Consider the following 24,735-nt stretch of genomic DNA (forward strand, 5'->3'; position numbering starts at 1 on the left):
GCCCATTTGTTACTTGACCTGCTGTTGAGTTGGTGGTCGACGTCCCGCTCGTATGGGTCTCAAACAGAATGGGGCAGCCATGGCTCAACCCAAGATTCTTCTTACGCGTATCGATGACCGTTTCATTTACGGGCAAGACGTTGAGCTGTGGAACGAAGCCGTGGGTTCCAACCTTGTCTTAATCGTTAACGACGAGATTGCGGCGGATTCGCGCAAGTGGGCGCCTATGAGGGTCGCGGTGCCAGAAGGCGTGTGGACACGGTTTTTCTCGGTGCAAAAGGCCATCGAGGTCATGCATTCTGCAACGCCGCGCCAATGGATCCTGATTATGGTGGCCTCACCCGCCGATGCACTCGCGCTGGTTAAGGGCGGTGTGCCCATTACCAAGATCAGCATAGGTCACATGCGGACAGGGGAGGGCAAGCACCCCGTAACGCCCGCAGTTGCCGTAGACGACGCAGATGTCGCCGCCTTCAAAGAGCTGCAAGAGCTCGGCATAGAGCTAGAAATCCGCTACCTCCCCAGCTCCAATCCCGATCCCCTCGAGAACCTGCTCACGTGATCCCCTGGGGGCGGAGGAAAAACGGATCATTTAGCCCAAATAGAGGGCCTGTGTTGCGCCGCCTGCCAAAACTATGCCGGTTTACTATGGTGAATTGTCAATCGCCGAGCACGCCGAATATGCGAAAAATAAAACCGCAGGTAGACGGGGTGTTCATTTCCTAAAAACCAGCGTGTGGTCGGATATCGCGGGTTTATCGTAGTAAACCGGCATAGTTTTGTTATGCCATCAATTCAGTAGTAGCAATAATAAGCCAAAAGAATGAAAAAGCGCCCGTCGGCGGAGGTGCCGGCGGGCGCTGCTGTGCGATATGTTGCGTTATGGGCTTAATGCCTCATAAAGTGGTATTCGATCACATTGCTGTAGGGGTGACCTGGGCCCACAATGCCCTGCGGGAACAGCGGCTGGTGCGGCGTGTCGGGGTACATTTCTGCCTCGAGGGCAAAGCCGGCGCCCCAACCATAGTTGGCGTCGTCCTTGGCATGCTCGTCGCCCAGCCAGTTGCCGGTGTAGAGCTGCACGCCCGGGGCGGTGGTGTAGTAGTCCATCTCACGACCGGTCCACATCTCCTCGACGTGCATCGCGCGGCGCAGGTTGCGGCCGTACTGATAGCCATCGATGCACAGGCAGTGATCGTAGCCACGGGCCTGCTTGATCTGCGGGTCGTCGGCCTCCATGCCGGGTGCGACGGGGCGAAGCTCGCGAAAGTCAAACGGTGTTCCCTCGACCGGAGCAATCTCGCCGGTGGGGATGTTCTGCTCGTTAATGGGCAGGTAGTGGGCGGCGTTGGCGACAAAGAAATGTTCGCAGTCCATGCCGGCGTTATGGCCTGCAAGGTTAAAGTACGTGTGGTTGGTCATGGACACGTAGGTGGCGCGGTCGCTCTCGCAGCCATAATCGATGCGGAAGACGCCGGTGCGCGTAACGGTAAACACGGCCGTAAAGGTTCGGTTGCCGGGCAGGCCCAGCTCGCCATCCTTAAGCGAGGTGGTCATGCGCACGGCGTTATGGACCTCGTCGAGCTCAACATCCCACACACGTTTGTGCAGGCCGTGCTCAAGGTCGCTGTGCAGGTTGTTGGCGCCCTCGTTGGCGGGCATATGCCAGTCCGTGCCGTCGATGGCGATCGTGGCGCCAGCGGTGCGGTTTGCCACGGGGCCGATGGTCGCACCAAAGCAGGCGGGGTTGTCAAAGTAATCCTCGAGCTTATCAAAGCCCAGCACCACATCGCGTACGTTGCCGGGAATGTCGGGCACATCGATGCCCAGCACGGTGGCGCCATAGTCCATAATGCGAACGCAGATCTCGGGCCCGTTGAGGGTGTAGCGATGAACGGGGGTACCGCACGGCGCGGTGCCGAAAAGCTCGGAAGTGATCATTTGGTTCCTAACATCGAGGTATTCCGACAAACTGTAGCGCGAACAGGCGAGATTATCACTACACCCCACTAAAGCTGGGGGTATTTTTCTCAAAAAAGTGATGATTGGAGCTGTGCGGGCGTTCATTTTTGACGCGTACGAGTCTGATACAATTTGTTCGTTACTGTTTGAATGATATGCGCGCAAAGAACGGCAAGGATTCATCGTGATTAAGGCAGAGCGACAGGATAAGGTTCGTCAGCTGCTCGAGGAGCAAGGCACGGTCTCGGTCAAAGAGATTTCGGATGCGTTGGGCGTTTCGGACATGACGATTCGCCGCGACCTCGAAGAACTTGCGAGCCTAGGCGAGATTGAGCGCGTGCACGGCGGAGCCCGCAGTGCACAGGGCCGTCCGCACGCTATGTTGCGCCATGAGTATTCGCACAGCGAAAAGCGCACTAAGCATGCCGAGGAAAAGCTGCAGATTGCGCGCCGTGCTGTGGAGCTTATCGAGGAGGGCTCGACCATCTTTTTGGGCACGGGCACCACGGTTGAGCAGATGGCGTCGATGCTGCCGACGTTTCGCCTGCGCATTGTGACCAATTCGCTTTCGGTGTTTAACCTGCTCGAGGCGCGCGAAGACTGCGAGCTGTGCCTCGTGGGCGGTATGTACCGCCGCCGCACTGCCGCTTTTGTGGGGCCGACGGCCGAGGATACCCTACGTGCGCTGGGCATCGATGCGGCGTTTATCGGCGCCAACGGTATCTTGGACGGTGACGTATCCACGTCCAACATGGACGAGGGCCGTATCCAGCAGCTCGCCTTTAGCAAGGCCGATTCACGCTATCTGATCGCCGACTCCAGCAAGATCGGCAAGCGCGACTTCTACACCTTCTGCCGCCTGGACAATTTAGACGCCGTGGTGTGCGAACCGGGTATTGCTGATGGAGATCGAGCCGCCATCGAGGAGCACACGCAGGTCATCTGCTAGCTAACGCTGCAGACGATACTTCCGTCCTCTGCCGGCGCGGGGATTATCGCTTCACAATGACGTGCAGAATGACATGCATATACGCTCGGGCCAAGTATTCAGCTTGTGGGCTAGACCAGGCGGGCGTAGTCCAGTGACTGATGAAAGATGTGGGCGATATAGATTGTTTCGTGCTCAAACTTGTATAGACACACGTAGTTGTTGACGGGAAACGAACGGTAATTACGTGCCGCCAGCTCTTGTATGTGCGAGAGGGGACGTAAAAGCGGCTGCTCGCGAAGCAGATCAAGCTGATATTCAAACTCAGCGATATAATTGCCTGCTGCACGCGGATTCTTGAGGATTTGAGCAAGGTATCCGACAGTACTCTCGTACTCATATCGCGCGCTTTTGAGGATTGCGACGTTATAGGTCATATTTGTCTCGTATCGAAGCCGCGAAGGATTCGTAGTCGCTGTAGTCGCCTTGCGATATTTCGTCTTCTGCCAACATCATACGAGACAACAGTTTTGCCTTGGCGATCTCTTCTTGCATGAGGCGATACTGGTCGCTGCTGATGCAGTGCATGGCCTCGTAGCCGTTCTTAGTTACGGTGACGTCGCGCTCAGACTCAACAAGTGCGGTGAATGTGGCAGTGTCCTTCATGTCTCGGACGGGCACACAGATGGGCATAAGTATCTCCTTCGCATTGGGACATAATTGTACCACGCCGTATCGAATAGTCGGCATCGTTGAATTGTCTTGATCTGTAACAGATAGACGCCCAAAACCGGGTTTAGTGTTACAGATCGAGACGGCTCGGCATAGCATCCGTTATACATGAAGCTCGGTATTATTGTATGTTTAGACCAATGCAATGGTCGGTATTTTTGTAGCTATAAGCTCATTTAAAGCTCGGTATTTTTGTATTATTAGATATATCTGAAGGTCGGTATTTTTGTAAACTAGCACGTAAATTATGCTGAGGTGAGATTATGTTTAAACGGAAGGCATATGATCGTCTGCAGGAGTGGAAAGAACGCTCGCAAGGGCGCACTGCGGTGCTTATTGAGGGTGCAAGACGCGTTGGCAAAACGACGCTCGTCAAGTGCTTCGCGCAAAATGAATACAAGGATTATCTGTACATTGACTTTTCGGCTGCTAGCAAAGCCACGCTCGATATATTTCTGAACCATCGTGAAGATGTCGATCTTTTTTTACGCATGCTTCAGCTGCAGTATGGTAAGGCCCTCGAACCGAGAGAGTCGCTGGTCATTTTTGATGAAGTGCAGCGGTTTCCCATCGCGCGCGAATACATAAAGCATCTTGTAGAAGACGGCAGATTTGATTACATCGAGACAGGCTCTCTTGTCTCCATCAAAAAGAATGTCGATAGCATTGTCATACCGTCAGAGGAAGAAAGAATCCCTCTCGAGCCCCTCGATTTTGAGGAGTATCTTTGGGCGACCGGAAAAGATCTTTATGCAGAAGAGATCCGTAAAGCGCGCGAATCTCGGACCGCGCTTCCGGACGGCGTTCATGCGACGTGCATGAGATTATTTGATGAGTATATGCTTGTCGGTGGTATGCCTCAGTCGGTCGACTCCTTTGTGGCAGAGAATGATTTTAGAGGATGCGACAGGGTTAAACGGCAGATTATCGCACTGTACAGGGAGGACATTGCCAAGTTTGGAGGTTCGGACGCTAGACGTGCGCGGGCGGTTTATGACGATATTCCGGGTCAATTATCTGCGGCAAATAAACGGTTCAAATTTGACAGCTTGGAGAAGGGGTCCCGTTTTGAGACATATGAGTCGGCGTTAATCTGGCTTGAGGATGCGCGACTGATTAACCGTTGCTATTTATGCAGTGATCCGAGCGTGGGTTACCGCCTGCACGAGGACGCGTCTTCGCTTAAATGCTATATGGCGGACACGGGATTGCTCGTGAGCTTGGCGTTTGATGATGGTCCGGACCTTATGGATGTTCATAGAGACATTCAATTTGGAAGAATTTCAATTAATAAAGGAATGCTAATCGAGAACATCGTGGCGCAGCAGCTTAAGAGTCTGGGGCATTCGCTTTTTTATTACAGCTGGCAGGAGCCTTCCAAAACAGAGGGGAGTCGGCCCAGAACGCGTGAAATTGATTTTCTTGTTTCGCGCGGCTTTGAAGACGCGGCTGGAAAACCGCGGGTCACTCCTGTTGAAGTTAAATCTTCCAAATCGTATTCAACAATCTCGCTTGACGATTTCGGCAGACGATTCGAACGACGAGTCGGAGAAGAGATAGTTCTTCACCCAAAACAGCTCAGGGCTGAAGGGCATAGGATATATCTACCTCTGTATATGACGATCTTTATCTGATCGGTGGAATGCGGCCAAAAAGGGGGCATGCGGCTGAGATTGTCAGCCCGGTCTATTTTATTTGTCTCGATCTGTAACAGCTAGGGGCGAAAACACAAGCTAGTTGTTACAGATTTAGATTGAAGGGATTGGCTCGCACGTTTATCTAAATCTGTAACAACTAGACGTCCAAAACCGGGTTAAGTGTTACAGATTTAGATATTTCGGCCCGGCCTCCACGTTTGTCTCAATCTGTAACAGGTGGGACCGAAAAACTCGGCTAGATGTTACAGATTGAGACAAACGGACCCCGACCCGCTCAAAAACAAAAAGGCCGGGGGCGGCGCGCCGTGTGACGTGCCGCCCCCGGCTGAGAAATGGGGACAAGTTATGTGAGTGGGGCAATGCCGCTAGTCGCAAGTCGCTAGTCCAGACGACGGGTCTGCGCCACGTGCTTGTACCAGTAGGCGCTTGCCTTGGGCGTGCGCTTCTGGGTTTCAAAGTCTACGTAGAAGAAGCCATAGCGCTTGTTGTAGCCGTTGGTCCAGGAGAACTGATCCTGCAGGCTCCACAGGAAGTAGCCGCCCACGTTGACGCCCACCTCCATGGCCTTGAGCAGCCAGCGCAGGTGCTGCTCGATGTAGTCGATGCGCGGCTGGTCGTCCACAAAACCGTCCTTGTAGGGGTCCTTGTAGCCCATACCGTTCTCGGTGATGAAGATCTGCTTGTAGTTGGGGTAGCGCTGCTTAATGTAGACGAGCAGATCGAACAGACCCTCGGGATAGATGATCCAGTCCCAGTCGGTGGTGGGGATGCCGGGCTTGTTCACATGCTCGCCAATGCCCTTGACGCGCCAGCGACCGGTGCCCTTCTCGCCCGTACCGTTGTGGTGCAGGTCGTTCTCGCCATCGTAAGCCTTGAGGAAGCGGCACTGGTAGTTGTTAACGCCCAGGTAGTCGTTGTAGAGCGCTGCCTCGCGCATAATCTCGAGGTCCTCGTCCAGGATCTCGATGGTGCCGCCCGAGATGGCGGCCAGGCGGTTGGCGCACTCGAGGGTGTCGGGGGCATAGTCGCCGCGGAAGGTGGCGTCGAGCAGGAACTGGTTTTGCAGCACGTGCTCGTTGTTGGCGGCCTTGATGTCGGCGGGGTCGTTCTCGTTGAGCGGGTACTTAAACTCCAGCGACTGAATGACGCCGATCTTGCCCTTAAAGCCTCCGTTGTGGAAGGCCAGTACAGCCTTGGCGTGGGCGAGCATCATGTTGTGCTCGCACTGGAAGGCTTCGGCCAGATGAGCTTTGACGCCGCCGGGGAAGGTGCCCTCGATGTAGGTGTTGGAGGCGTCGGCCCAGATCTCGTTAAAGGTGAACCAGTAGGTTACCTGGTCGGCGTACTCCTTAAAGCAGAAGGTGGCAAAGTCCACAAAGGCGTCGATGGTCTCGCGGTTGAGGAAGTCGCCCTTCTCAAAGAGGGGCAGCGGCGTGTCGAAGTGATGCAGCGTGACAAACGGCTCAACGTGGTGCTTGTGGCACTCGGCAAATAGGTCGTGGTAGAACTGCACGCCCTCGGGGTTCACCTTGCCGGTGCCCTCGGGGAAGATGCGGCTCCAGGCGATGGAGAGGCGAATACCGTTGATGCCAAACTCCTCGCACAGCTCCAGGTCCACCGGATACTGGTTGTAGAAGTCGGAGGCGGGATCGGGAGAGAAGCGGCCCTGGGCCTCCAAGAAGTCGTCCCAGGCGACCTTGCCCTTACCGTGGGTGCGGGTCTCGCCCTCTACCTGGTAGGCAGCAGTGGCGCCGCCAAAGACAAAGTCCTCGGGGAACTGCGCGGGCGGGTTGGTGACGCTGGCGGGGTTAACGGACATGATGATCCAATCGTTTAAATCGAAGGGCCAGCCTGTCTTGGATAGCTGGCTGGCCCTAAGCGTTGCTTACTTCGACAGCTGCTCGCTCACAAAGGCGAGAGACTTGTCGCCGTTCTGGGAGAGCTCAATGTACTGCTTACCACGGCAGGCGACGCACTTGTTGCCCACGCGCTCGCAGTCCTTCTGCAGGTCGGCCAGGTAGCTGGCAGCCTGCGGAGCCAGGACGACCAGGTCAAAGTCGGGAAGCATGTCCACGTGGTTGCCATAGGCATCGGCAGCGGTCTCAAGATCGATGCCGCGCTCCTTGGCGGCCTTGGCCAGCGCGTTGGCGAGCAGGCCCGAGGTGCCGCCGCCCTGGCAGAGCACGAGCACGCGCTTGCCGTTGAGGTCGCTGGCGGCCGTAGCCTCGGTGGTGGCAGCAGCGGGGGCGGCGTCGGTCTTTACGACCTCGGCAGCGGCGCCGGCGGCAACGCTCTTGGCGTCGGCCTTACCCTGGAAGGCGTCGTTGAGCTTGGCGGCCTTCTCGGCGTTCTTGGCGGCGAGCTCCTCCCGGGAGATTTCGGCCTCCTCGGCGCACTTCTGGGCGTCATAGGCACGGAAGAAAGGGTAGTACAGGGCAAAGTCGACGACCAGGATAAGGGCGAGCATCACAAAGGCGAGCGGCTGGAAGCCCAGGCCCATGATGGTGCCAATGGGGCCGGGGACGGTCCAAGGCAGGGTGTACATAAAGCCGTTCATGCCCAAGAAGTCGATAAAGACCTTGAGGATCCAGATGTTGGCGATCGGGGCAAAGACAAACGGGACAAAGAAGACGGGGTTGAGCACGATGGGCGCGGCGAACAGCAGCGGCTCGTTGACGGCAAAGCACACGGGGACGATGGCGGCCTTACCGACGGCGCGCATCTCCTGGGACTTGGCCAGGAAGCAGAACATAAAGACCAGGACGAGCGTGGCGCCGGTACCGCCCATGCAGACGACGAAGTACTGGGCACCCTGGGTCAGGACAGCGGAAGCGTGCTGGCCAGCCTGGAACGCAGCCAGGTTGTCGGTCATGTTGGCAACGAGCGCGGCGGCGATGGCGGGCTCGACGATCGAGGGGCCGTGGACGCCCACGAACCAGAACAGGCTCATGGCGCCGTAGATCACAGCGAGGCCGATGTAGCCATCGGCAGCGGTGAACAGGGGCTGGAACACCTGGATGACGCCCTGGGCAAAGCAGAAGCCAAAGGCAGCGCGGAAGGCGATGTCAAAGACCCAAAAGACGGTGATGCAGACGGAGAAGGGGATGATGTCCTTAAAGGTCTGCGAGATGTTGGGCGGAACCTGCTCGGGCATCTTGACGGTGATGTTGCGCTTGATAAAGAACTTGTAGATGATGCCGGTCACAAACGCAGCGATGAAGGCAGTCAGCAGGCCCTTGGAACCAAGATAGGTGGTGTTGAAGCCGCTGGCGGCGTCCGTGGCGATGGTGTCGCTCGAAAGGAGCAAGAAGCCGATGATGGCCGCGCACATGCACGAGATAAAGTTGATCTGATTGTTCTTGGGCAGATCGCGGTTCTGAGCGTCGGCGAAGTGCTTGGCCGTGGTGGCGGCGCAGGCGATGGCCAGGATGCCCATGGAGTAGTTGTAGCACTTCCACAGGGCGTTGTTGATGTCATCGGGCCAGTAGAAACCCCAGATGTTGGGGACCGAGGCTACCAGGCAGAAGATGGACGAGAAGATGATGATGGGGATGACGGAGATAAAGCCGTCGCGGATCGCCTTGAGGTACTTGTTGCGGGCGATCGCGTTGAAAAAGGGCTGGCCCTTTTCGATGATGGCGATGAGTTGCTCCATGCAATGCTCCTAAGAGTCGGTGGGTTAGCAACGATGGTAACTTTTGGCGTTCGGTTGCCAAAATGTTGACGTTGCCATTTTGCGACACAAAAAAAGACGCGAACTGATGGTTCCTGTGCCTGCGAACCGTCGATTCCTTATGCGTAAACGTTTGAGCCGCCCGGTGGCTCTGTGTTTGCACAATGGCAACGTTAACATTTGGGCGACAAAAGCCGTTCGGGGAAGCAAGATTGTCGGTGAACGGTAGGTTTTAGGTGGTAAACGTATTGTGGGGGAGGTGTTGGATATACTTGAAGGCGTTCATTTGACTGCGTAGGGTGCCGCCAATGGCATCGTTGACATAGAAAGATCGACCTATGGCCGCTGTTAAAAAATCGGTTTCCGTTAAGGACGTGGCGCGTCTCGCGGGCGTCTCGGAGCAGACGGTCTCGCGCACCGTGCACGATTCGCCCAGCGTGCGCCCCGAGACCAAGGAGCGCGTGCGTGCCGCCATGCGCGAGCTGGGGTATCGTCCCAATTTTGCCGGTCGATCGCTGCGCCGCGGCAAGTTTAAGACCGTCGGTGTCGCCATGTTCAACATTACCGGCACCGGCAACCTCGACCGTATGGAGGGCTTTACCGCTGCGGCCGACAAACACGGCTATGCCATCACCCTAACTAAAGTAGACGGGCATCCGTATACCCTCGAGAGTGCATCGTCGCGCATGAGCGCACTTCCGGTGGATGGCATGGTTGTGATCATGAATCGCATGCCGGCGGACTTTGGCACCTTCGAGCCGCTGCCCGGTATGCAGACGGTGCTCGTTACCATGCTGGAGCACCCGCTCTGTTCAACGGTCGATAACGACCAGTTCGATTGCTCGCGCCAGGTGGTCGAGTACTTGCTGGTGCAGGGGCACAAGACCGTGCACTTTATCTCATGCCCCGAGCGCTCGCTTTCGGGCATGCAGCGCGAGGAAGGCTGGCGTGAGACACTGCGCGCACATGGTATTGAGCCGCCGCGACTCGTCCGTGGCGATTGGACGGCACAGAGCGGATATGCTGCCGGTCAGGCTCTAGCGGACGATCCGACCTGTACCGCCATCTATGCTTCCAACGATGCCATGGCCTACGGCTGCATTCGCGGGCTCGAGTCGCGCGGGAAGCGCGTGCCCCAGGACGTGAGCGTAGTGGGTGTTGACGATAGTCTGGGCGACATCGTGCCCGACCGTCGCCTGACCACGGTGCGCTTTGACAACAAGCGCGTCGGCATGTGGGCTGTCGACAAGATTGCCGGCGCCGAGGGGGGTGCGTCTGGCGTGGAGCACATGCTGATCCCCGGCATGCTCGTAGAGGGTGATACGGTGCGCGATGTACGCTAGGGTGTGGACCTGTTTGGGTTGCCACTAATTGTGTTCGATATTGTTCGCATTGGTTTAAAAACCGTTCACGGGCGAAAATCGACCGTTCATAGCTCGAAATTGCGTTTTGCATTGTTCTGTTTTGTTTGAATGTTAATGTTTCTGTCATACACAACGCAGCGCGTATGCCCGGACGCGATGCTCTCCATTGGTTCATATGTGAAAGGAACGCAATATGGCAACCAAAGAAGAAATCTCGATGGTTGGATTCGAGATCGTCGCATACGCGGGTGACGCCCAGACTGATCTGCTTGCAGCGCTCGATGCTGCTCGCGAGGGTGATTTTGAGAAGGCCGAACAGCTGCACAAGGATGCGAGCGATGCACTCATTGGCGCCCACGACACGCAGACCAAGCTGCTTTCGCAGGAGGCCGGCGGCGGCGAGATGGAGATGACCTTCATCATGGCTCACGCTCAGGATACTCTCATGACCACCATGATCCTGGAGAAGCAGACCCGCTTTACCATCGATGCCTATAAGCGCATCGCCGCACTCGAGGCCAAGCTCGCTTAACGAACCTTCGCAACCAAGTCCCCTTCCAAAAACCCTGCCGCGGGTAGCGGCAGGGCTTTTTCTGTTAATCCGGCACTTGGGGACGTTCCTTATCTGCCGGCAGTTTGGGACACTCCTGCCATGCATTTGATCCTTTGAGGATGGAAGAAAACGGGTTATTAGGTTTGTTGCGGTGCCGACTCGACCCGTCGGTTACAAAACTATGCCGGTTTACTACGATGAATCGTATTCTTTCAACTATGGAAAGAACAGCGTTATCAAAGCCGCAGGTAGAAAGCTTGCCATTTTCTGCTAATAGCAAATGTGGTCGGTCCTATCGGTTTTACGGTAGTAAACCGGCATAGTTTTGAAATGGCACTGTTCGACTAGCAGCGTTATGGAGCTTCTGCACGCCCTCTCGTTCGGTTTTTCGCTGGATGGGTATACTTTCACCCGCAATACAGGCCGGAATGAGGAGGTATCCAAATGCCGGATAACGGGTCAATACAAAAAAGAGACGCGCACGAGATGGCTCATGGGCGTCCTGTCCAGATAACCGAGCACACGACGGTAACCGAGCTGCAGCCCAGCCTGTCCGATATCGTGTGCGCAAACAAAAAGCTACAGATTGGCTTTATCGTTGCGCTCGTGGTACTGGCGCTGCTGTCGGGCTTTGTAGCTCGTCCGCATTTTGCCGATACCAAGACTTGGGACTCCACCATCGAGGTCATCGATCAAAAGAAGGGCAATGTTTTGGCGCTCACGACCTCGTGCGTCGCCCTATCTGCGGGTATCACTGCGCTGCCGGGCGATACTGGAACGCCAGTCGCCGAGCAGCTCGCACAGCTTTCAGGCAACCTTGGTATCGTGCTTGCCGTGCTATACCTAGAGAAATATTTGCTTACGATTTTGTGGTCGGTTGGCCTGGGCATCCTGATCCCGTTTGCGCTGGTGCTCTTTGCGATCTCACTTGGCATTCACGGACGCTGGAGCACGAGCACAGTCATTCGCCGCGTGGCAACGCGTGTGCTGGTGGTCGCCATAATTGGCATGGTGTTGGTGCCCGCAAGCGTATGGGTGTCGCAGAAGGTCGATGAAACGTATCGCGTAAGTATTGAGCAAGCTCAGCAAAAGGCTGCGGATGCGGCAGATAGCGACAGCTCCAAAGCAAGCAAGAAAAAGACCGAGTCCACAGAGTCCAAGAATGTGCTTGAGCAGCTTGCCGACGGCGCCTCGGGTCTTGTCACGTCGGTGACCAGCGGCGCCAAGCAGATGACCGATGAGATTGTGCAACAGGTGACCGATCTGATCGAAGGTGTCATCGTGATGATCGTGACCTCGTGCGTGATTCCATTGCTGGTGCTCGCGGCGTTTCTGTGGCTGGGGCACGTGCTGCTGGGGATTGATATTTCCGGCCCGGCGAACTATTTAACGGGCCGCTTTCTGAGTACTCCGTCCAAGCACACCAAAAAGGTGGGCAGTCCGAGTAACTAAAACAGCTGTATATACCGGGGCATACCGCCGAAGGGCGGCCGAGACACGTTCTCGGCCGCCCTTTTGTTTGTTGAACACATGGTCGCTATGTTCGCGCCGGGCCCAAACGGTCGCCAATCATCCGCGAACGGTATTTGTTCAAAAAAGAACAAAGACAAACAAATTATTGTTGCAGTCTCTGTTCGAATGTGTTCAAATAAACATGAACAGTGAAGAACCGCACATTCAGATGCCCGGACCTGAACGCGATTCAACACTTCCAAACAGAAACTGCGCACCTGCGTATCTCTCAAGGAGGATGTCATGAGGGCTGTAATCGCTTCTGATGCCGACGGTATGTCGATGAAGGAGTCCATCAAGGAGATGCTCATCGCCGACGGTCACGAGGTCGTCGACTATTCCGAGACCCCTGCCGCGGACTTTGTCGATTCCGCCACCGCCGTTGCCAAGGACCTGCTGGAGCACAAGGATTCCCAGGGCTTCGCATTCGATAAGTACGGCGTCGGCTCCTATATGGCCGCCGTCAAGATCAAGGGCATGGTCGTCGCCAACATTTCCGATGAGCGTTCCGCTTACATGACCCGCGAGCACAACGGCTCGCGCATGGTCACCATGGGCCCGGGCGTTGTGGGCACCGAGGTCGCCAAGAAGATCGCCCGCGAGTTCCTGCGCGCCCAGTACGCCGGCGGCCGTCACCAGATCCGTGTCGACATGCTCAACAAGATGGCCTAACGAGAGCCACCGAGAACTCGAACTTCTACCTCAACTTGTGAATTCAGACGAAAGGACGTTCTGATGAAGAAGACCATCGCAATCGGTTGCGACCATATCGTTACGGACGAGAAGATCTATCTGGCCGACCGCCTGGAGCAGGCTGGCTACAAGGTGCTCGACTGCGGCACCTACAGCCACACCCGTACGCACTATCCCATCTACGGTAAGGCCGTGGGCGAGGCTGTTGCCAGCGGCAAGGCCGACTTTGGCGTGGCCCTGTGCGGCACCGGCATCGGCATCACCAACGCCGTCAACAAGGTTCCCGGCGCCCGCTGCGCCCTGGTTCGCGACATGACCTCTGCCCTGTATGCCCGTCGCGAGCTCAACGCAAACATCGTGGGCTTTGGCGGCAAGATCACCGGCGAGTTCCTGATGGCTGACATCATGCTTGCCTTCCTGGAGGAGCCCTACGACAAGACTCCCGAGCACGATGCCCTGATTGCCAAGATCGACGCCTGCAACAAGGCCGACGCCGAGGCTCAGGCTGATCCGCACTTCTTTGACGAGTTCCTCGAGAAGTGGGACCGCGGCGAGTATCACGACTAGTGGGGTTACGCGGTTTTGCCAAACCGCGTAACGGGTCGACGCTGCGAAGCCATCTGGCGGGCAATCTGCCGCTCAGCTTCGACGGCATGACCAGAAGGTCAATGCCGTCTCGCTTCACGGCACCTTGCCTCGCCAGCTGGCTTCTCGCTGATGTCTGAGTGACCTGTGGGGTTACCGCTGTTGTTGCGAAGATTTCTGATACGGCAAGCTGCTCCGATAACACGTTTGCTTGCTTGGCTTGAGTGCTTCGCTCTTGGCGGTCCCCGGCATTCTGCAGCTTTTCAATTGACGGCTCGCGTTTCTGTGAGGGGGCGCGGGCCGGTTTTCTATCAGCCCTATTGACTTGGCGGGCTGTCGTAAGAAAGGGAAGGCTCCTATGGAGTTTGTTCTTGATAACGGCTTGATTCGTGTGGCGTTGAGCACGGCGGGCGGGTCGTTCACTTCTATTGCGGCCAACGGCCGTGAGTACCTGTGGCGGGGTGACCCGGCGGTCTGGTCGGGCCAGGCACCCATTTGCTTTCCGATTTGCGGCGGCCTTCGCGACGGTCACGCAATGACCATGGGCGGCCGCGAGGTTAAGCTCGCCCGCCACGGCTTTGCGCGCAAACAGGAGTGGAAGCTCGAGGAACAGAGTGACAACATGGTTGCGCTGAGCCTAAGCTCTGCCGACCATGCCGAACTGCTCGAGCAGTACCCGTATCCGTTTAAGATCGTTGCTCGTTACACGATCGATTCGGAAAAGGTGGCCGTGTCGTACGAGGTGACCAATGAGGGCACCGAGGACATGCCGTTCTTTGTAGGCGGTCACCCCGGCTTTAAGTGCCCGCTCGACGAGGGCGAGTCCTATGACGATTACGAGCTTCGTTTTGAGCAGCGTGAGGCCACCGAGCTCTGTACTGCCGTTCCCTCGACGGGCCTGATTGATGTTGAGCATCGCAGCAAGAACCCCATGATCGGCCAGAACCTGCCGCTGACCCACGAACTCTTCGACTTCGCGGAGACCATCTTCGACGTGCTCGAGAGCCGTGTGGTTACGCTGACCAAGAAAACCGAGGACAAGGGCGTGCGCCTGACGTTCCCCGATATGCCGTACCTGATTGTGTGGAGCAAGCCCGAGGGCGATTTTGTGGCCGTGGAACCGTGGGGCGGCCTGTCTACCTGCTCCGATGAGGACGATATTCTGGAGCACAAGCGTGGCTGCCTGGTTGCCAAGCCGGGGGAGACCGTCACCCGCGGCTTTGAGATCGAGATCCTTTAACGAGCTATCGTATGTTTGGGGTGGGTCATGCCGCCCCGGAACAGGAGTTCAATATGATTCTGACCGTTACCATGAACCCGTCGATTGATACGCGCTATCAGCTCGACAAGCTGGTCATTGACGACGTTAACCGTGTGACGCCCGAAAAGACCGCTGGCGGCAAGGGCCTCAACGTGAGCCGCGTGCTGCTGCAACTGGGAGACGACGTGCTCGCGACTGGTCTGCTTGGCGGCCACATGGGTGCCTATATGGCCGAGCTTATGGATGCCGACGGCGTCAAGAACGACTTTGTGCCCATCGCCGGTGAAACGCGCATTTGCCTGAATATTCTGCACGAGGGTAATCAGACCGAGCTGCTGGAGAGCGGCCCGCAAATCGCCCCGGCCGAGCTCGAGGCCTTTACGGCCAAGTTCGCCGAGCTTGCAGCGAAGGCGGACGTCGTGACGCTTTCGGGCTCGCTGCCGCGTGGCGTCGATGCCGGCTACTATGCCGAGCTCGTCAAGATCGCCGAGGAGGCGGGCGCCAAGGTGCTGCTCGACACCTCGGGTGCATCGCTGGAGGCAGCGCTGGAGTCCGATGCCAAGCCCGAGCTCGTAAAGCCCAACCTGACCGAGATTAACGGCCTACTGGGTACGTCCTTTACGACCGATGATGTCGATGCCCTGCGCGAGGCGCTTGCCGCCGATGACCGTTTTGCCGGTATCCCCTGGGTTGTCGTTTCGATGGGCGCTGCCGGTTCGGTGGGCTTCCATGAGGGTCGCGCGTTCCGCGCCAAGACGCCCGCGATTGCGGCTGTGAACGCAACGGGTTCCGGCGACTCGACTATCGCCGGTTTTGCGCATGCCATTGCTGCTGGTGCCGACGACGTCACGGTGCTCAAGACCGCCAATACCTGCGGTAAGCTCAACGCCATGGATCCCAAGACCGGCCACCTGGTCATGGACCGCTGGGATGAAATCTTCAACAACGTTGTCGTGACTGAACTGTAGAGTTACGCGGTTTTACCAAACCGCGTAACCAGCCGACGCTGCAAACCCGCCAGAGCGGCAATCTGCCTTTCAACTGCGGCGGCATGACCAGAAGGTCAATGCCGCCTTGTTTCAAGGCACCTTGCTCGCTCTGGCGGGTTTTCGCTGTCGTTGCCAAAACATCGACGTAGTCATTGGGGACGCTCTTTAATGACTGGTCGTTTAAGAACGTCCCCAATGGCTACACTCAAAAACGGCGCCCGTCGGCGATGTTGCCGGCGGGCGCCGTTGTCTTGAAGACGAAATGATCCGTTTTCCTTCGTCCCCAGGGGATCATTACAGTGAGTCGATAAAGCGCTGCTGGGCGGCGCGTCCGGCCTCGTCCCACTTAAAGACGCCGGCGTTGTCGAGCACGTGACCAAACACCACGCCAACCTCCTCGTGCAGGATGTCGATGGCGTTATCTGCCGCAAGCTCGTCGGCGCGGCGGGCATAGACGTCCTCGGCCCATGCGGCATGGCTGCGGCAAAGGTCGTCGCCCTCGAGCGCACTGGCAAGGTCGTAGCTGGTATCGGCTTTGGCTGCCAGCAGGTGCTCGCGGACAGCGCCGAGCTCGGGAACCAGGCGCGGCGGAAGAATAGCCAGGCCCATGACCTCGATCAGGCCGATGTTCTCCTTCTTAATGTGGTGATACTCGGCATGCGGGTGGAAAACGCCCAGCGGATGCTCGTCGGTCGTGATATTGCAGCGAAGCGCCAGGTAGGCCTCGTAAATCTCGCCGCCGGCGTTGCCGCGGGAGTCGACGCGGCGGATGACGGGCGTCACGGTGTTGTGCGCTACGCCGTCGGCCGTGTGCGCGATAACGCCCACAGACTCGTCGGTCCACTCGCGCCAGGCGAGGATAATCTTCTCGGCAGCGTCGAGCAGCTGAGCGCGGTCATGCGAGCGCAGGCGCAGCACCGAGAGCGGCCACTGCAGCACAGTGCCGGTGACCTGGTCAAAACCGGGCACGCTAAACTGCGAGACCTCGGCGGCATGCATCATGGGGAACTCGTGCGCGCCGCCCTGGAAGTGGTCGTGCGACAGAATCGAGCCGCCCACGATAGGCAGGTCGGCGTTGGAGCCGATGAAGTAATGCGGGAACAGGTCCACAAAGTCGAGCAGGCAGGTCAGGCCCTTGCGGTCGACGTGCATCGGACGATGCTCGGAGCTCATGGCAATGCAATGCTCGTTAAAGTACGCGTACGGGCTGTACTGGAAACCCCAGCGCTCGCCGTTGAGCTGGATGGGGATAATGCGCAGGTTTTGGCGAGCGGGGTGAGCGCCGCCGTCGGCTGCAGCGGAGCGTCCGGGATAGCCCTCGTTTTCGATGCAGAGCTGGCAAGCGGGATACTTCTCGCCCGTGTTCTTGGCGGCACCTGCCGCGGCGATATCGCGCGGGTCCTTCTCAGGCTTGGAGAGGTTGATGGTGATCTCAAGATCGCCCCAGTTGGTGGGGGTGCTCCATTTGATGTTGCGCGCGATGGCGGCGCGGCGCACGTAGCCGGCGTCGCAGCACAGGCCGTAGAACCAGTCGGTTGCGGCGCGGGGCTCGTTGACGCCCATACGTCCGTTGAACTCCTCGTTTACAACCGAAGGCCTCGGCATGAGCGCACCCATGATGCGCATGGCGATGCGGTCGCGGCCTGACGCCGTGTCCTCGGCGGCACCGTTGGTAACGGCGGCCTCGGAAAGCGCGGCAAGCGTGCCTTCAAGATCAAAGTCGGGCAAGGTATTGGGGTGCAAGAGCGAGAGTTTCTCAACCCGGAGCGCCCAGGCCATATCGAGCGCGGGACCCGTAGCGCCGATGCACTCCAGAATGGTGTTGTATGCCCAGATCCGGTCGTCCTGGCCGATCATCGATCGGTGGATGGCGTACTCGATCAGGTTCTGCGCGGCCTCTCGCACGTCAGTCATTACAGCCATGCCGCGTAAGCCCCCTTGTCAGAGATGGCGTAGTGACGGGCAGAGCCCTCGCCCAGCCAGCCGTTCATCTTGGCAATGAAGGTGTCGACCAGATCGAGCGGCACGAAGGCCTGGATGGTGCCACCAAAGCCGCCACCGTGAATGCGAACGGCGCCGCGGCCGTCGAGCACGTGCTCGGCCAGCGCCAAGGCATACATGGAAGGCTGTTCAGATCCCAGCTTGGCAACGACATTCTGCAGGTACATGGCAGAGCTGGCGCCGGACTCGCGCGTCAGGACCAGGAACTGGTCAATGTCGCCGGCGTTGAGCACTGCCCAGCGCTTGTCGACCAGGCCGTTCTCGTACCAGTAGTGAACGGCGCGCAGGCAGGCGCGGTCGCCCAGCTTGGCGCGCAGCTCGGGGAGTTTAGCGTCAAAGTCGGCAACGTCGACCTCGCACAGGCGTGCCTTGCCAAACTCGGCGGCGACGTCCTGCATCTCGCGCGGAACGGCGGCGTAGTCGTCGGTAGCTGCCACATGGTCGGCGCCAACCTTAACGAGCACAAGCGCATAACCGTGATCCTCAAAGTTGAGCTCGAGCTTTTGGGTCTTAGGCTGGGCCTGGTCCTCAAAGTCCATGTAGGCAAGGCCGCCCAGGCACACAGCGGCCTGGTCCATCAGACCGCAGGGCTTGCCGTAGTAGTTGTTCTCGGTGCGCTGACTCATCTGGGCGAGCGTGACGGGCTCAATGGCGGGCGCGCCCCAGAGTGCCTCCATGGCACGACCGTACGCGGCCTCGACGGCGGCAGAGCTGGAAAGGCCGCCACCCGAGGGGACGGAGCAGGTGAAGGCGAAGTCGAAGCCCTGGGGCTCAACACCAAGCGCTGCGACCTCGTGGGCCATACCGCGCACGAGGCTTGCGGACGTGCCCTTCTCGGACTCCTGAACATTCAGCGTGTCGAGCACGATCTCAAACATGGGATAGCCCTCGTCGGCAACGCGGACCTTGTTGGAATCGGTTGCCACGGCGATGCCGTCAACGGCGACATCGAGCGAGCCGGCGATAACGTGGCCGCCCTCGTGGTCGGTGTGGTTGCCGCTGATCTCGGAGCGGCCGGGCGCGTGCACATAGAGCACCTGGCGATCGCCGATGGGGCCAAACTCCTCCTCAAACAGCTTGGTGAGCGTGGCGAGTGTCTTTTCGTCGGGGGTGGTCATGAGGGTCCTTTCCTTGGCGCATACTGACGAGTTTTCCGTCGTAGTGAGTACGTTAACAATCTGAAGCGGCATAAACTCAGCATCTACGATGCCGCACGTTACGGGCTATGTTAACGTACTCATAACACAACACTTATCACTTTTTGAGAATCTGGTAATCGGTAGAAATTCAGCCGTGAACGGTACTGCCGTATGGACTTATAAAGCAGAAGAGGCGCTGATAGAAAAAGTAGAGTACGTTAACATGCGTCCGACGATAGCGGGCATCGGTGCGGGGCGTATTTCCGCCCGGTCCGACATTCACGCTATTTAGATCTCGCAAGAGCGAAGGTGATTTTGTGGCAAGGCGCCCTTCCAACGATACAGGTATGCGTCCGGTTTCCATGGCCGACGTCGCCCGCGCTGCCGGCGTTTCGCAGCAGACGGTCTCGCGCGTTGCCAACGGCCTTCCTAACGTCAACGAGCAGACGCGCCAGCGCGTGCAAGCCGCTATGCAAGAGCTCGGCTTCCGTCCGAGTTATGCCGGTCGTTCGCTGCGCGATGGTCGTTACCATTCGGTCGGCCTGTGTGTCAACGATGTCACCAAGTTTGGCAACCTGACGATGATCGACGGCATTGCCAGCGCGGCCCGCGAGCACGGCTGCGCCATCACGCTGGTCGAGATGTCCAAGACCGAGGAGTTTTCGCTTGCCGAGGCCACGCGTCGTATGGCCGCGCTGCCCGTGGACGGTATCATCATCGGCATGAGTCGCATGGCGCCCGATTTCGAGACGTTCGATCCGTTGCCGGGCATTGGAACGGTCATCGTTACCATGTACGCGCATCCGCGCGTGACCACGGTCGATTCCGACCATTACGGCTGCTCGCTATTGCTTATGGATCACCTGTTTGAGCTGGGGCACGAGCAGATTCGTTATATCGGCGGCCCGTCGTTCTCGGTCGACGAGCAATTTCGTCGCGCCGGCTGGCAGGATGCACTCGAGCGTAAACACATTAAGCCGCAGGCACCACTCGAGGGCGACTGGTCTGCCAACAGCGGCTACGAGGCCGCTCGGTACTTGGCTGAGCACGACCGCACCATGACGGCGATTTACGCGGCAAACGACCAGATGGCAAACGGCGCCATTGCCGCGCTGCGCGATAGCGGCTTGCGCGTGCCCGAGGACGTGAGCGTGGTGGGCGTCGATGACTCGCTCGACGACTTTGTCGCACATAACGAGCTCACGACCGTTCGATTCGATCTGCATCAGCGCGGGCGCGAGGTGTTCGAGCGCGCAGTTCCCAAGGCGGGGGCATCGGACAAAACCGTCGCCATTCGTATTCCCGGTCAGCTCATCGTTCGACACACCACGGCAGCGCCGCGCGCATAGTTTTCGCAGGTCAACGGCTCGGCGTTGCATATCAATAACAATCGGTAAGGATGCCGGCAGATAGCCGTGACTATGAAGGCGAGTGCTATGATAGACGGGTTCATTTGTCTATCTAGGAGGCTTTGCCTGATGGAGATCACCAAGGATATCCGCTACATTGGCGTTGACGATCATGACATCGACCTGTTCGAGGGCCAGTACGACGTGTCCGAGAACGGTATGGCATACAACAGCTACGTTATCTTGGGCGAGAAGATCGCTGTCGCCGATTCGGTCGATGGCGGATTTGTCGACGAGTGGCTCGGCAACCTCGAGACCGTACTCGACGGCCGCACGCCCGACTACCTGGTCATCCATCACATGGAGCCCGATCACTCCGCCGGCATCGCCGCCTTTATGGAGCGCTATCCCCAGGCGCAGATTGTGGCAAGCATGGGCGCCTTCCGCATGATGGTCAACTACTTTGGCACCGACTTCCCCGAGCGCAAGATGGTTGTCAAAGAGGGCGACGTGCTTGATCTGGGTGGCCACAGCCTGACCTTTGTCGGCGCCCCCAACGTTCACTGGCCCGAGGTACTCTTCTCCTACGAGGCTACCGACAAGGTGCTCTTTAGTGCCGACGGCTTTGGCAAGTTTGGCGCCAACGACATCGAGGATCCGGAAGGGTGGGCCTGCGAGGCGCGCCGTTACTACTTTGGCATCGTGGGCAAGTTCGGCAAGTTTGTGCAGGCCGTGCTCAAGAAGGCCGCCGACCTGGACATCCAGATCATCTGCCCGCTTCACGGCCCCGTGCTGACCGAGAACCTTGGCTATTACCTTGACACCTACAACACTTGGTCGAGCTATCAGCCCGAGGACGAGGGCATCACCATTGCCTACGCGAGCGTCTACGGCCATCTGAAGGCTGCCGTTGAGGAGCTTGCATCTGCGCTCGAGGCCCGCGGCCAGAAGGTTTCCGTCTTTGACCTGGCTCGCGACGACATGGCCGAGGCCGTTGAGGATGCGTTCCGCTATGACCGTCTGGTACTCGCTTCCATCACCTATCAGGGCGAGATCTTCCCGTTCATGAGCACCTTTATCCATACGCTTGCCGAGCATGCCTACCAGAACCGTACGGTGGCGCTCGTCGAGGGCGGCTCCTGGGCGCCCGCAGCTGCCAAGATTATGACCAAGGAGCTCGAGGGTATGAAGGACATCACCCTGACGCAGAACAAGGTGACCGTCCTGGGTTCGCTCAACGACGCCTCGCGCGCTCAGATCGAGGCCCTCGCTGACGAGCTCTCCAAGTAGCGATACGTTCACGTTTAACGCTCAAACCACCACAAAGGGGACGGTGAACCTTTGTGGTGGTTTTTGTTTACGCGCCGGCGATGAGGAGATTTGGGCGGGCGTTGTCGACGATCTCGGCGATTGAGGTGGCGACGGCGTGATCGGGGTCACGGTCCATCACGATGGCGTTGACGTCGGTCAGCTCGGCAAAGCGGTACATGCCCCGTCCGTTGACCTTGCTGGCGTCCATGAGGGCGATACTTTGGCGGGCGGCGCCAATCATGGCCGCTTTGGTCTCGGCCATCTGGGGAAAGTCGGTGGTAAAGCCGCAGCCGGGAACGAAAGCGCCAGGGCACATGACGGCAAGATCGGCGTGGACCATTTGGAGCGCCTGCATGGTAAGTGGGCCGTACAGATAGCGATGGCCTTTGCGCAGTGCCCCTCCCAGCATGACGACATCAACCGAGGGCATGCTTTCGTCGATGTAATCGGCAATGGTGATGTCGGCCGTGATGACGGTGATGCCGTCGCGCTGATCGAGGAGCCGGACAAACTCGAGTGCCGTGGTGCCCGAGTCGACGAGCAGGGTGTCACCGTTGCCGACGAGTTCAATGGCACTTTGTGCGATAGCCTGCTTGGCGGCGACATTGATGTTTATGCGGCGATCTTGCGTGGAGACAGTTAGGCGTTTGTGGAGCGACACGGCGCCGCCATGCGTGCGACGCAGCTTGCCGGATTCGGCGAGCGCGTCCAGGTCGGCGCGGGCGGTGACGGAGGATACGCCAAAGGTTTGGGCGATGTCTGCCACCTGAACGGAGGCGTTATGCTCGAGCATTTCCATGATGGCGGCGCGCCGCTCGTCGGCGAATGCTCGAGTTGTTACGTGGGCCATAGCTGCTCCATCCGCGTCTGAAATTTGCAGGAATTGTGTTGAGTCCATTTTCGTTCATTTTCTTTTTAAGTAAGAAAACACCTTTTGATTACTTATCTTTTCTATAAAAGAAAGACGATTCGCGTGAAAACTTCAGTGTCGGATAGAGAAATTTGGTCCGAATCCCTTCCGTTTGCTTTTCAAAAACGGGTGTCCTGACCTGCGTGCCGGTGATATCTCATACATGTAACACGAACGATTTCCATACAATGGGGGCAGCAAAACGCAAGGTAAAACGCCTTGTGAACAACTACGCCCGATGTCCAGATGCGGGCGAGGGAGAGGAGCAAACGCTCATGGCACTTGTTACCACCGAAAAGATGCTCAAGGACGCTCAGGCCGGCCACTACGCCGTCGGCGCGTTCAACGTCGAGAACCTCGAGTTTGTTATGGCCGTTCTGGCCGCTGCCGAGGAGACCAAGTCCCCCGTCATCATGCAGACCACCCCGGGCACCATCAAGACCGCTGGTCTGGACTACTTCTACGGCATGGTCAAGGCTGCTGCCGAGCGCGCTTCCGTGCCCGTCGCTCTGCACCTCGATCACGGCGATGGCTATGACCGCTGCATGCAGGCTTTCCGCACCGGCTATACCTCTGTCATGATCGACGGCTCGCACGAGTCCTTCGAGGACAACATTGCCCTGACCAAGTCCGTCGCCGATGCCGGCCGCGCCATGGGCGTGCCCGTCGAGGCTGAGCTTGGCAAGGTTGGCGGCAAGGAGGACGACGGCCCCGCGGTTGAGGGCGAGAGCCCCTACACCGATCCGGCCGAGGCCAAGGAGTTCGTCGAGCGTACCGGCTGCACCTCCCTCGCAATTGGCGTTGGCACCAGCCACGGTGTGTACACGAGCGATCCGCACATCGAGCAGTCCGTGGTCAAGGCCATCCGCGACGCCGTCGACGTGCCGCTGGTCCTGCACGGCACCTCCGGTGTGCCCGATGAGCAGGTTGCCGAGGCTGTGAAGAATGGCATCTGCAAGGTTAACTACGCCACCGAGCTGCGTCAGGCCTACACCAAGGGCTTCATGGCCTACATGGCCGAGAACCCCGCCTGCTTCGATCCCAAGAAGCCGGCCAAGGAGGGTATGCGTGAGATCACCGAGCTGGTTAAGATCCGCATGACCAACCTCAACTCTGTGGGCAAAGCAGAGTAACAGCAAGGGTACTCCGACTCGCTACATATCCCGGGGAGGGACGAGGGCTTAGTTCCCCAATCGTCCTCGGGCATGCAAAAAGCCTCGCTGCGCACTTCGTGCGGCGAGGCTTTTTGCCCCCTGCGGAAAGATTGGGGAACTAAGCCCTCGTCCCTCCCAGGTTGACCTACTCGAGGTCGTCGCCCTTGTGGCGTTGGGCGGAAAATAATAAGAAGCCTTCGCGCTGCGGAATGATTTTGGAAACTAAGTACGGGGACCCGCCCAAACCGTCCTGCTCAATCGCCCTTGTGGTGTTGGGGCTGAAAGGGTGGGACGCGTGGGTCATTTGGTTGTTAGGGTTAGTAGGTCGTTGGGGGTTTTGAGGTTGTAGGTGGCGTTTGGGATATCTTGGTGTGATCCCCATGCTGCTCGGGCAAAACTGACCCCTGCCGAAGTTGCGCATTGTTCGTCGTAGACGGTGTCGCCAACGTAGACGACGTTGCCAGGATTCGCGCCCGTACGCCGGAGATATTCGAGCATGGGAGCGGGTGCGGGTTTATGTTCGGTTGTGTCTTCGACAAGGATGATGTGCTCAAAATACTTATCGAAGCCAAGGGGTGCAATTTCTTCTGCGTATTCGTCGCGCGCACGTGAGGAGACGATGCCAAGTTTGCAGCCGTTGTCGGAGAGTGTTGCGATAACTTCGTGCAAGCCGGGAAACACGCTGATGGTGCTTTTAAAGCTGGCGGCAACTTGGCACCAGCGATTCAGCGTTGCCTGTGAGTAGATCCCAAGTTTCTCAAGGGCGTTCTTGCCGGGTATGCCGAGGGCAAATTCAAGCTCGTGTCGGGGGAGCGTTTTGCCGGTTTCTTCTTGGATAATCTGGCCAAGCGATGACAGCACGCTTTCTTCTGTATCTGCCAATGTCCCATCAACGTCAAACACGATATAGTCAAAGTACTTCATATAGTAGCTCCTATCCGTTGTTTGCCTGCAAGTTTGA

Annotated in this window: 22 protein-coding genes; 13 read left to right on the forward strand and 9 right to left on the reverse strand. The window is 58.0% G+C overall.

Annotated features, from left to right (window positions below):
* The first annotated feature begins 79 nt into the window (after window positions 1-79).
* Window positions 80-562 (forward strand): PTS sugar transporter subunit IIB, encoded by a 483-nt coding sequence (locus DWV20_RS05790; protein WP_118256583.1) that lies wholly within the window; start codon window positions 80-82, stop codon window positions 560-562.
* Window positions 563-888: 326 nt separating this feature from the next.
* On the opposite strand, the gene DWV20_RS05795 is transcribed toward DWV20_RS05790, so the two are convergent.
* Window positions 889-1,941, reverse strand: coding sequence for an aldose epimerase family protein (locus DWV20_RS05795; RefSeq protein ID WP_117635796.1), 1,053 nt, complete (start codon window positions 1,939-1,941; stop codon window positions 889-891).
* A gap of 205 nt (window positions 1,942-2,146) precedes the next feature.
* Here DWV20_RS05795 and DWV20_RS05800 point away from each other — a divergent pair, with 205 nt between their 5' ends.
* On the forward strand, window positions 2,147-2,911 hold the full coding sequence (locus DWV20_RS05800) for a DeoR/GlpR family DNA-binding transcription regulator (protein WP_233539783.1): 765 nt from the start codon (window positions 2,147-2,149) through the stop codon (window positions 2,909-2,911).
* Window positions 2,912-3,021: 110 nt separating this feature from the next.
* Here the strand turns inward: DWV20_RS05800 and DWV20_RS05805 are convergent, their stop codons facing one another.
* Together DWV20_RS05805 and DWV20_RS05810 are read right to left on the reverse strand one after the other, a co-directional pair.
* Window positions 3,022-3,327, reverse strand: coding sequence for a type II toxin-antitoxin system RelE/ParE family toxin (locus DWV20_RS05805; RefSeq protein ID WP_118256585.1), 306 nt, complete (start codon window positions 3,325-3,327; stop codon window positions 3,022-3,024).
* Window positions 3,317-3,583 (reverse strand): type II toxin-antitoxin system Phd/YefM family antitoxin, encoded by a 267-nt coding sequence (locus DWV20_RS05810; protein WP_118256586.1) that lies wholly within the window; start codon window positions 3,581-3,583, stop codon window positions 3,317-3,319. Before DWV20_RS05810 ends, DWV20_RS05805 begins: the two co-directional genes overlap by 11 nt.
* A gap of 302 nt (window positions 3,584-3,885) precedes the next feature.
* On the opposite strand from DWV20_RS05810, the gene DWV20_RS05815 reads away from it, so the two are divergent.
* Window positions 3,886-5,256: an ATP-binding protein gene (locus DWV20_RS05815; RefSeq protein WP_117629883.1), complete on the forward strand. Its 1,371-nt coding sequence runs from the start codon at window positions 3,886-3,888 to the stop codon at window positions 5,254-5,256.
* Between the two features lie 403 nt (window positions 5,257-5,659).
* Here DWV20_RS05815 and lacG read toward each other — a convergent pair whose 3' ends face one another.
* Both lacG and DWV20_RS05825 read right to left on the reverse strand, forming a co-directional pair.
* Entirely contained in the window at window positions 5,660-7,099 is a 1,440-nt protein-coding gene (lacG, locus tag DWV20_RS05820) for a 6-phospho-beta-galactosidase (protein WP_118256587.1), read from the reverse strand.
* Between the two features lie 66 nt (window positions 7,100-7,165).
* Window positions 7,166-8,935 carry a PTS transporter subunit EIIC gene (locus tag DWV20_RS05825; RefSeq protein ID WP_118256588.1) on the reverse strand — a complete coding sequence of 590 codons (1,770 nt, stop codon included), beginning with the start codon at window positions 8,933-8,935 and terminating at the stop codon, window positions 7,166-7,168.
* Window positions 8,936-9,291: 356 nt separating this feature from the next.
* On the opposite strand from DWV20_RS05825, the gene DWV20_RS05830 reads away from it, so the two are divergent.
* The 7 genes from DWV20_RS05830 to DWV20_RS05860 all read left to right on the forward strand — a co-directional run bounded on the left by DWV20_RS05830 (window position 9,292) and on the right by DWV20_RS05860 (window position 15,889).
* The gene (locus tag DWV20_RS05830; protein WP_117862751.1) at window positions 9,292-10,296 is read left to right on the forward strand and encodes a LacI family DNA-binding transcriptional regulator; all 1,005 of its coding nucleotides are present in this window, start codon (window positions 9,292-9,294) and stop codon (window positions 10,294-10,296) included.
* Between the two features lie 214 nt (window positions 10,297-10,510).
* Window positions 10,511-10,849 (forward strand): PTS lactose/cellobiose transporter subunit IIA, encoded by a 339-nt coding sequence (locus DWV20_RS05835; protein WP_089572387.1) that lies wholly within the window; start codon window positions 10,511-10,513, stop codon window positions 10,847-10,849.
* A 465-nt stretch (window positions 10,850-11,314) separates the two neighbouring features.
* Window positions 11,315-12,322 (forward strand): hypothetical protein, encoded by a 1,008-nt coding sequence (locus DWV20_RS05840; RefSeq protein ID WP_147346310.1) that lies wholly within the window; start codon window positions 11,315-11,317, stop codon window positions 12,320-12,322.
* A gap of 303 nt (window positions 12,323-12,625) precedes the next feature.
* A complete protein-coding gene (gene lacA, locus DWV20_RS05845; protein ID WP_117654933.1) occupies window positions 12,626-13,054 on the forward strand; it encodes a galactose-6-phosphate isomerase subunit LacA in 429 nt (142 codons plus the stop codon).
* 63 nt (window positions 13,055-13,117) lie between these two features.
* Complete coding sequence (gene lacB, locus DWV20_RS05850; protein WP_117583544.1) at window positions 13,118-13,642, forward strand: galactose-6-phosphate isomerase subunit LacB; 525 nt, start codon at window positions 13,118-13,120, stop codon at window positions 13,640-13,642.
* Window positions 13,643-14,018: 376 nt separating this feature from the next.
* Entirely contained in the window at window positions 14,019-14,900 is an 882-nt protein-coding gene (locus DWV20_RS05855) for an aldose 1-epimerase family protein (protein ID WP_118256590.1), read from the forward strand.
* Window positions 14,901-14,953: 53 nt separating this feature from the next.
* On the forward strand, window positions 14,954-15,889 hold the full coding sequence (locus DWV20_RS05860) for a hexose kinase (RefSeq protein WP_118256615.1): 936 nt from the start codon (window positions 14,954-14,956) through the stop codon (window positions 15,887-15,889).
* 315 nt (window positions 15,890-16,204) lie between these two features.
* On the opposite strand, the gene DWV20_RS05865 is transcribed toward DWV20_RS05860, so the two are convergent.
* Complete coding sequence (locus DWV20_RS05865; protein WP_233539784.1) at window positions 16,205-17,833, reverse strand: UDP-glucose--hexose-1-phosphate uridylyltransferase; 1,629 nt, start codon at window positions 17,831-17,833, stop codon at window positions 16,205-16,207.
* The gene (locus DWV20_RS05870; protein WP_118256592.1) at window positions 17,824-19,029 is read right to left on the reverse strand and encodes a galactokinase family protein; all 1,206 of its coding nucleotides are present in this window, start codon (window positions 19,027-19,029) and stop codon (window positions 17,824-17,826) included. Before DWV20_RS05870 ends, DWV20_RS05865 begins: the two co-directional genes overlap by 10 nt.
* A 383-nt stretch (window positions 19,030-19,412) precedes the next feature.
* Between DWV20_RS05870 and DWV20_RS05875 the strand changes: the two genes are divergently transcribed.
* Both DWV20_RS05875 and DWV20_RS05880 read left to right on the forward strand, forming a co-directional pair.
* Complete coding sequence (locus DWV20_RS05875; RefSeq protein ID WP_118256616.1) at window positions 19,413-20,399, forward strand: LacI family DNA-binding transcriptional regulator; 987 nt, start codon at window positions 19,413-19,415, stop codon at window positions 20,397-20,399.
* A gap of 129 nt (window positions 20,400-20,528) precedes the next feature.
* A complete protein-coding gene (locus tag DWV20_RS05880; RefSeq protein ID WP_187361794.1) occupies window positions 20,529-21,689 on the forward strand; it encodes an FprA family A-type flavoprotein in 1,161 nt (386 codons plus the stop codon).
* 67 nt (window positions 21,690-21,756) lie between these two features.
* On the opposite strand, the gene DWV20_RS05885 is transcribed toward DWV20_RS05880, so the two are convergent.
* A complete protein-coding gene (locus DWV20_RS05885; RefSeq protein WP_118256593.1) occupies window positions 21,757-22,560 on the reverse strand; it encodes a DeoR/GlpR family DNA-binding transcription regulator in 804 nt (267 codons plus the stop codon).
* Between the two features lie 335 nt (window positions 22,561-22,895).
* On the opposite strand from DWV20_RS05885, the gene DWV20_RS05890 reads away from it, so the two are divergent.
* Window positions 22,896-23,753 carry a class II fructose-bisphosphate aldolase gene (locus DWV20_RS05890; RefSeq protein ID WP_022095149.1) on the forward strand — a complete coding sequence of 286 codons (858 nt, stop codon included), beginning with the start codon at window positions 22,896-22,898 and terminating at the stop codon, window positions 23,751-23,753.
* 321 nt (window positions 23,754-24,074) lie between these two features.
* On the opposite strand, the gene DWV20_RS05895 is transcribed toward DWV20_RS05890, so the two are convergent.
* Window positions 24,075-24,698 (reverse strand): HAD family hydrolase, encoded by a 624-nt coding sequence (locus DWV20_RS05895; RefSeq protein ID WP_118256594.1) that lies wholly within the window; start codon window positions 24,696-24,698, stop codon window positions 24,075-24,077.
* Window positions 24,699-24,735 lie beyond the last annotated feature (37 nt).

Source organism: Collinsella sp. AF02-46-1, assembly GCF_003465825.1.
Classification (GTDB): Bacteria; Actinomycetota; Coriobacteriia; order Coriobacteriales; family Coriobacteriaceae; genus Collinsella.

Bases quoted from the DNA above. Each gene is read 5' to 3' on its own strand.
- lacG (WP_118256587.1), bottom strand. From the start codon at position 7,099: ATGTCCGTTAACCCCGCCAGCGTCACCAACCCGCCCGCGCAGTTCCCC.
- DWV20_RS05880 (WP_187361794.1), top strand. From the start codon at position 20,529: ATGGAGATCACCAAGGATATCCGCTACATTGGCGTTGACGATCATGAC.
- DWV20_RS05815 (WP_117629883.1), top strand. From the start codon at position 3,886: ATGTTTAAACGGAAGGCATATGATCGTCTGCAGGAGTGGAAAGAACGC.
- DWV20_RS05840 (WP_147346310.1), top strand. From the start codon at position 11,315: ATGCCGGATAACGGGTCAATACAAAAAAGAGACGCGCACGAGATGGCT.
- lacB (WP_117583544.1), top strand. From the start codon at position 13,118: ATGAAGAAGACCATCGCAATCGGTTGCGACCATATCGTTACGGACGAG.
- DWV20_RS05860 (WP_118256615.1), top strand. From the start codon at position 14,954: ATGATTCTGACCGTTACCATGAACCCGTCGATTGATACGCGCTATCAG.
- lacA (WP_117654933.1), top strand. From the start codon at position 12,626: ATGAGGGCTGTAATCGCTTCTGATGCCGACGGTATGTCGATGAAGGAG.
- DWV20_RS05790 (WP_118256583.1), top strand. From the start codon at position 80: ATGGCTCAACCCAAGATTCTTCTTACGCGTATCGATGACCGTTTCATT.
- DWV20_RS05830 (WP_117862751.1), top strand. From the start codon at position 9,292: ATGGCCGCTGTTAAAAAATCGGTTTCCGTTAAGGACGTGGCGCGTCTC.
- DWV20_RS05855 (WP_118256590.1), top strand. From the start codon at position 14,019: ATGGAGTTTGTTCTTGATAACGGCTTGATTCGTGTGGCGTTGAGCACG.
- DWV20_RS05865 (WP_233539784.1), bottom strand. From the start codon at position 17,833: ATGGCTGTAATGACTGACGTGCGAGAGGCCGCGCAGAACCTGATCGAG.
- DWV20_RS05885 (WP_118256593.1), bottom strand. From the start codon at position 22,560: ATGGCCCACGTAACAACTCGAGCATTCGCCGACGAGCGGCGCGCCGCC.
- DWV20_RS05875 (WP_118256616.1), top strand. From the start codon at position 19,413: ATGGCCGACGTCGCCCGCGCTGCCGGCGTTTCGCAGCAGACGGTCTCG.
- DWV20_RS05895 (WP_118256594.1), bottom strand. From the start codon at position 24,698: ATGAAGTACTTTGACTATATCGTGTTTGACGTTGATGGGACATTGGCA.
- DWV20_RS05870 (WP_118256592.1), bottom strand. From the start codon at position 19,029: ATGACCACCCCCGACGAAAAGACACTCGCCACGCTCACCAAGCTGTTT.
- DWV20_RS05890 (WP_022095149.1), top strand. From the start codon at position 22,896: ATGGCACTTGTTACCACCGAAAAGATGCTCAAGGACGCTCAGGCCGGC.
- DWV20_RS05835 (WP_089572387.1), top strand. From the start codon at position 10,511: ATGGCAACCAAAGAAGAAATCTCGATGGTTGGATTCGAGATCGTCGCA.
- DWV20_RS05810 (WP_118256586.1), bottom strand. From the start codon at position 3,583: ATGCCCATCTGTGTGCCCGTCCGAGACATGAAGGACACTGCCACATTC.
- DWV20_RS05795 (WP_117635796.1), bottom strand. From the start codon at position 1,941: ATGATCACTTCCGAGCTTTTCGGCACCGCGCCGTGCGGTACCCCCGTT.
- DWV20_RS05805 (WP_118256585.1), bottom strand. From the start codon at position 3,327: ATGACCTATAACGTCGCAATCCTCAAAAGCGCGCGATATGAGTACGAG.
- DWV20_RS05825 (WP_118256588.1), bottom strand. From the start codon at position 8,935: ATGGAGCAACTCATCGCCATCATCGAAAAGGGCCAGCCCTTTTTCAAC.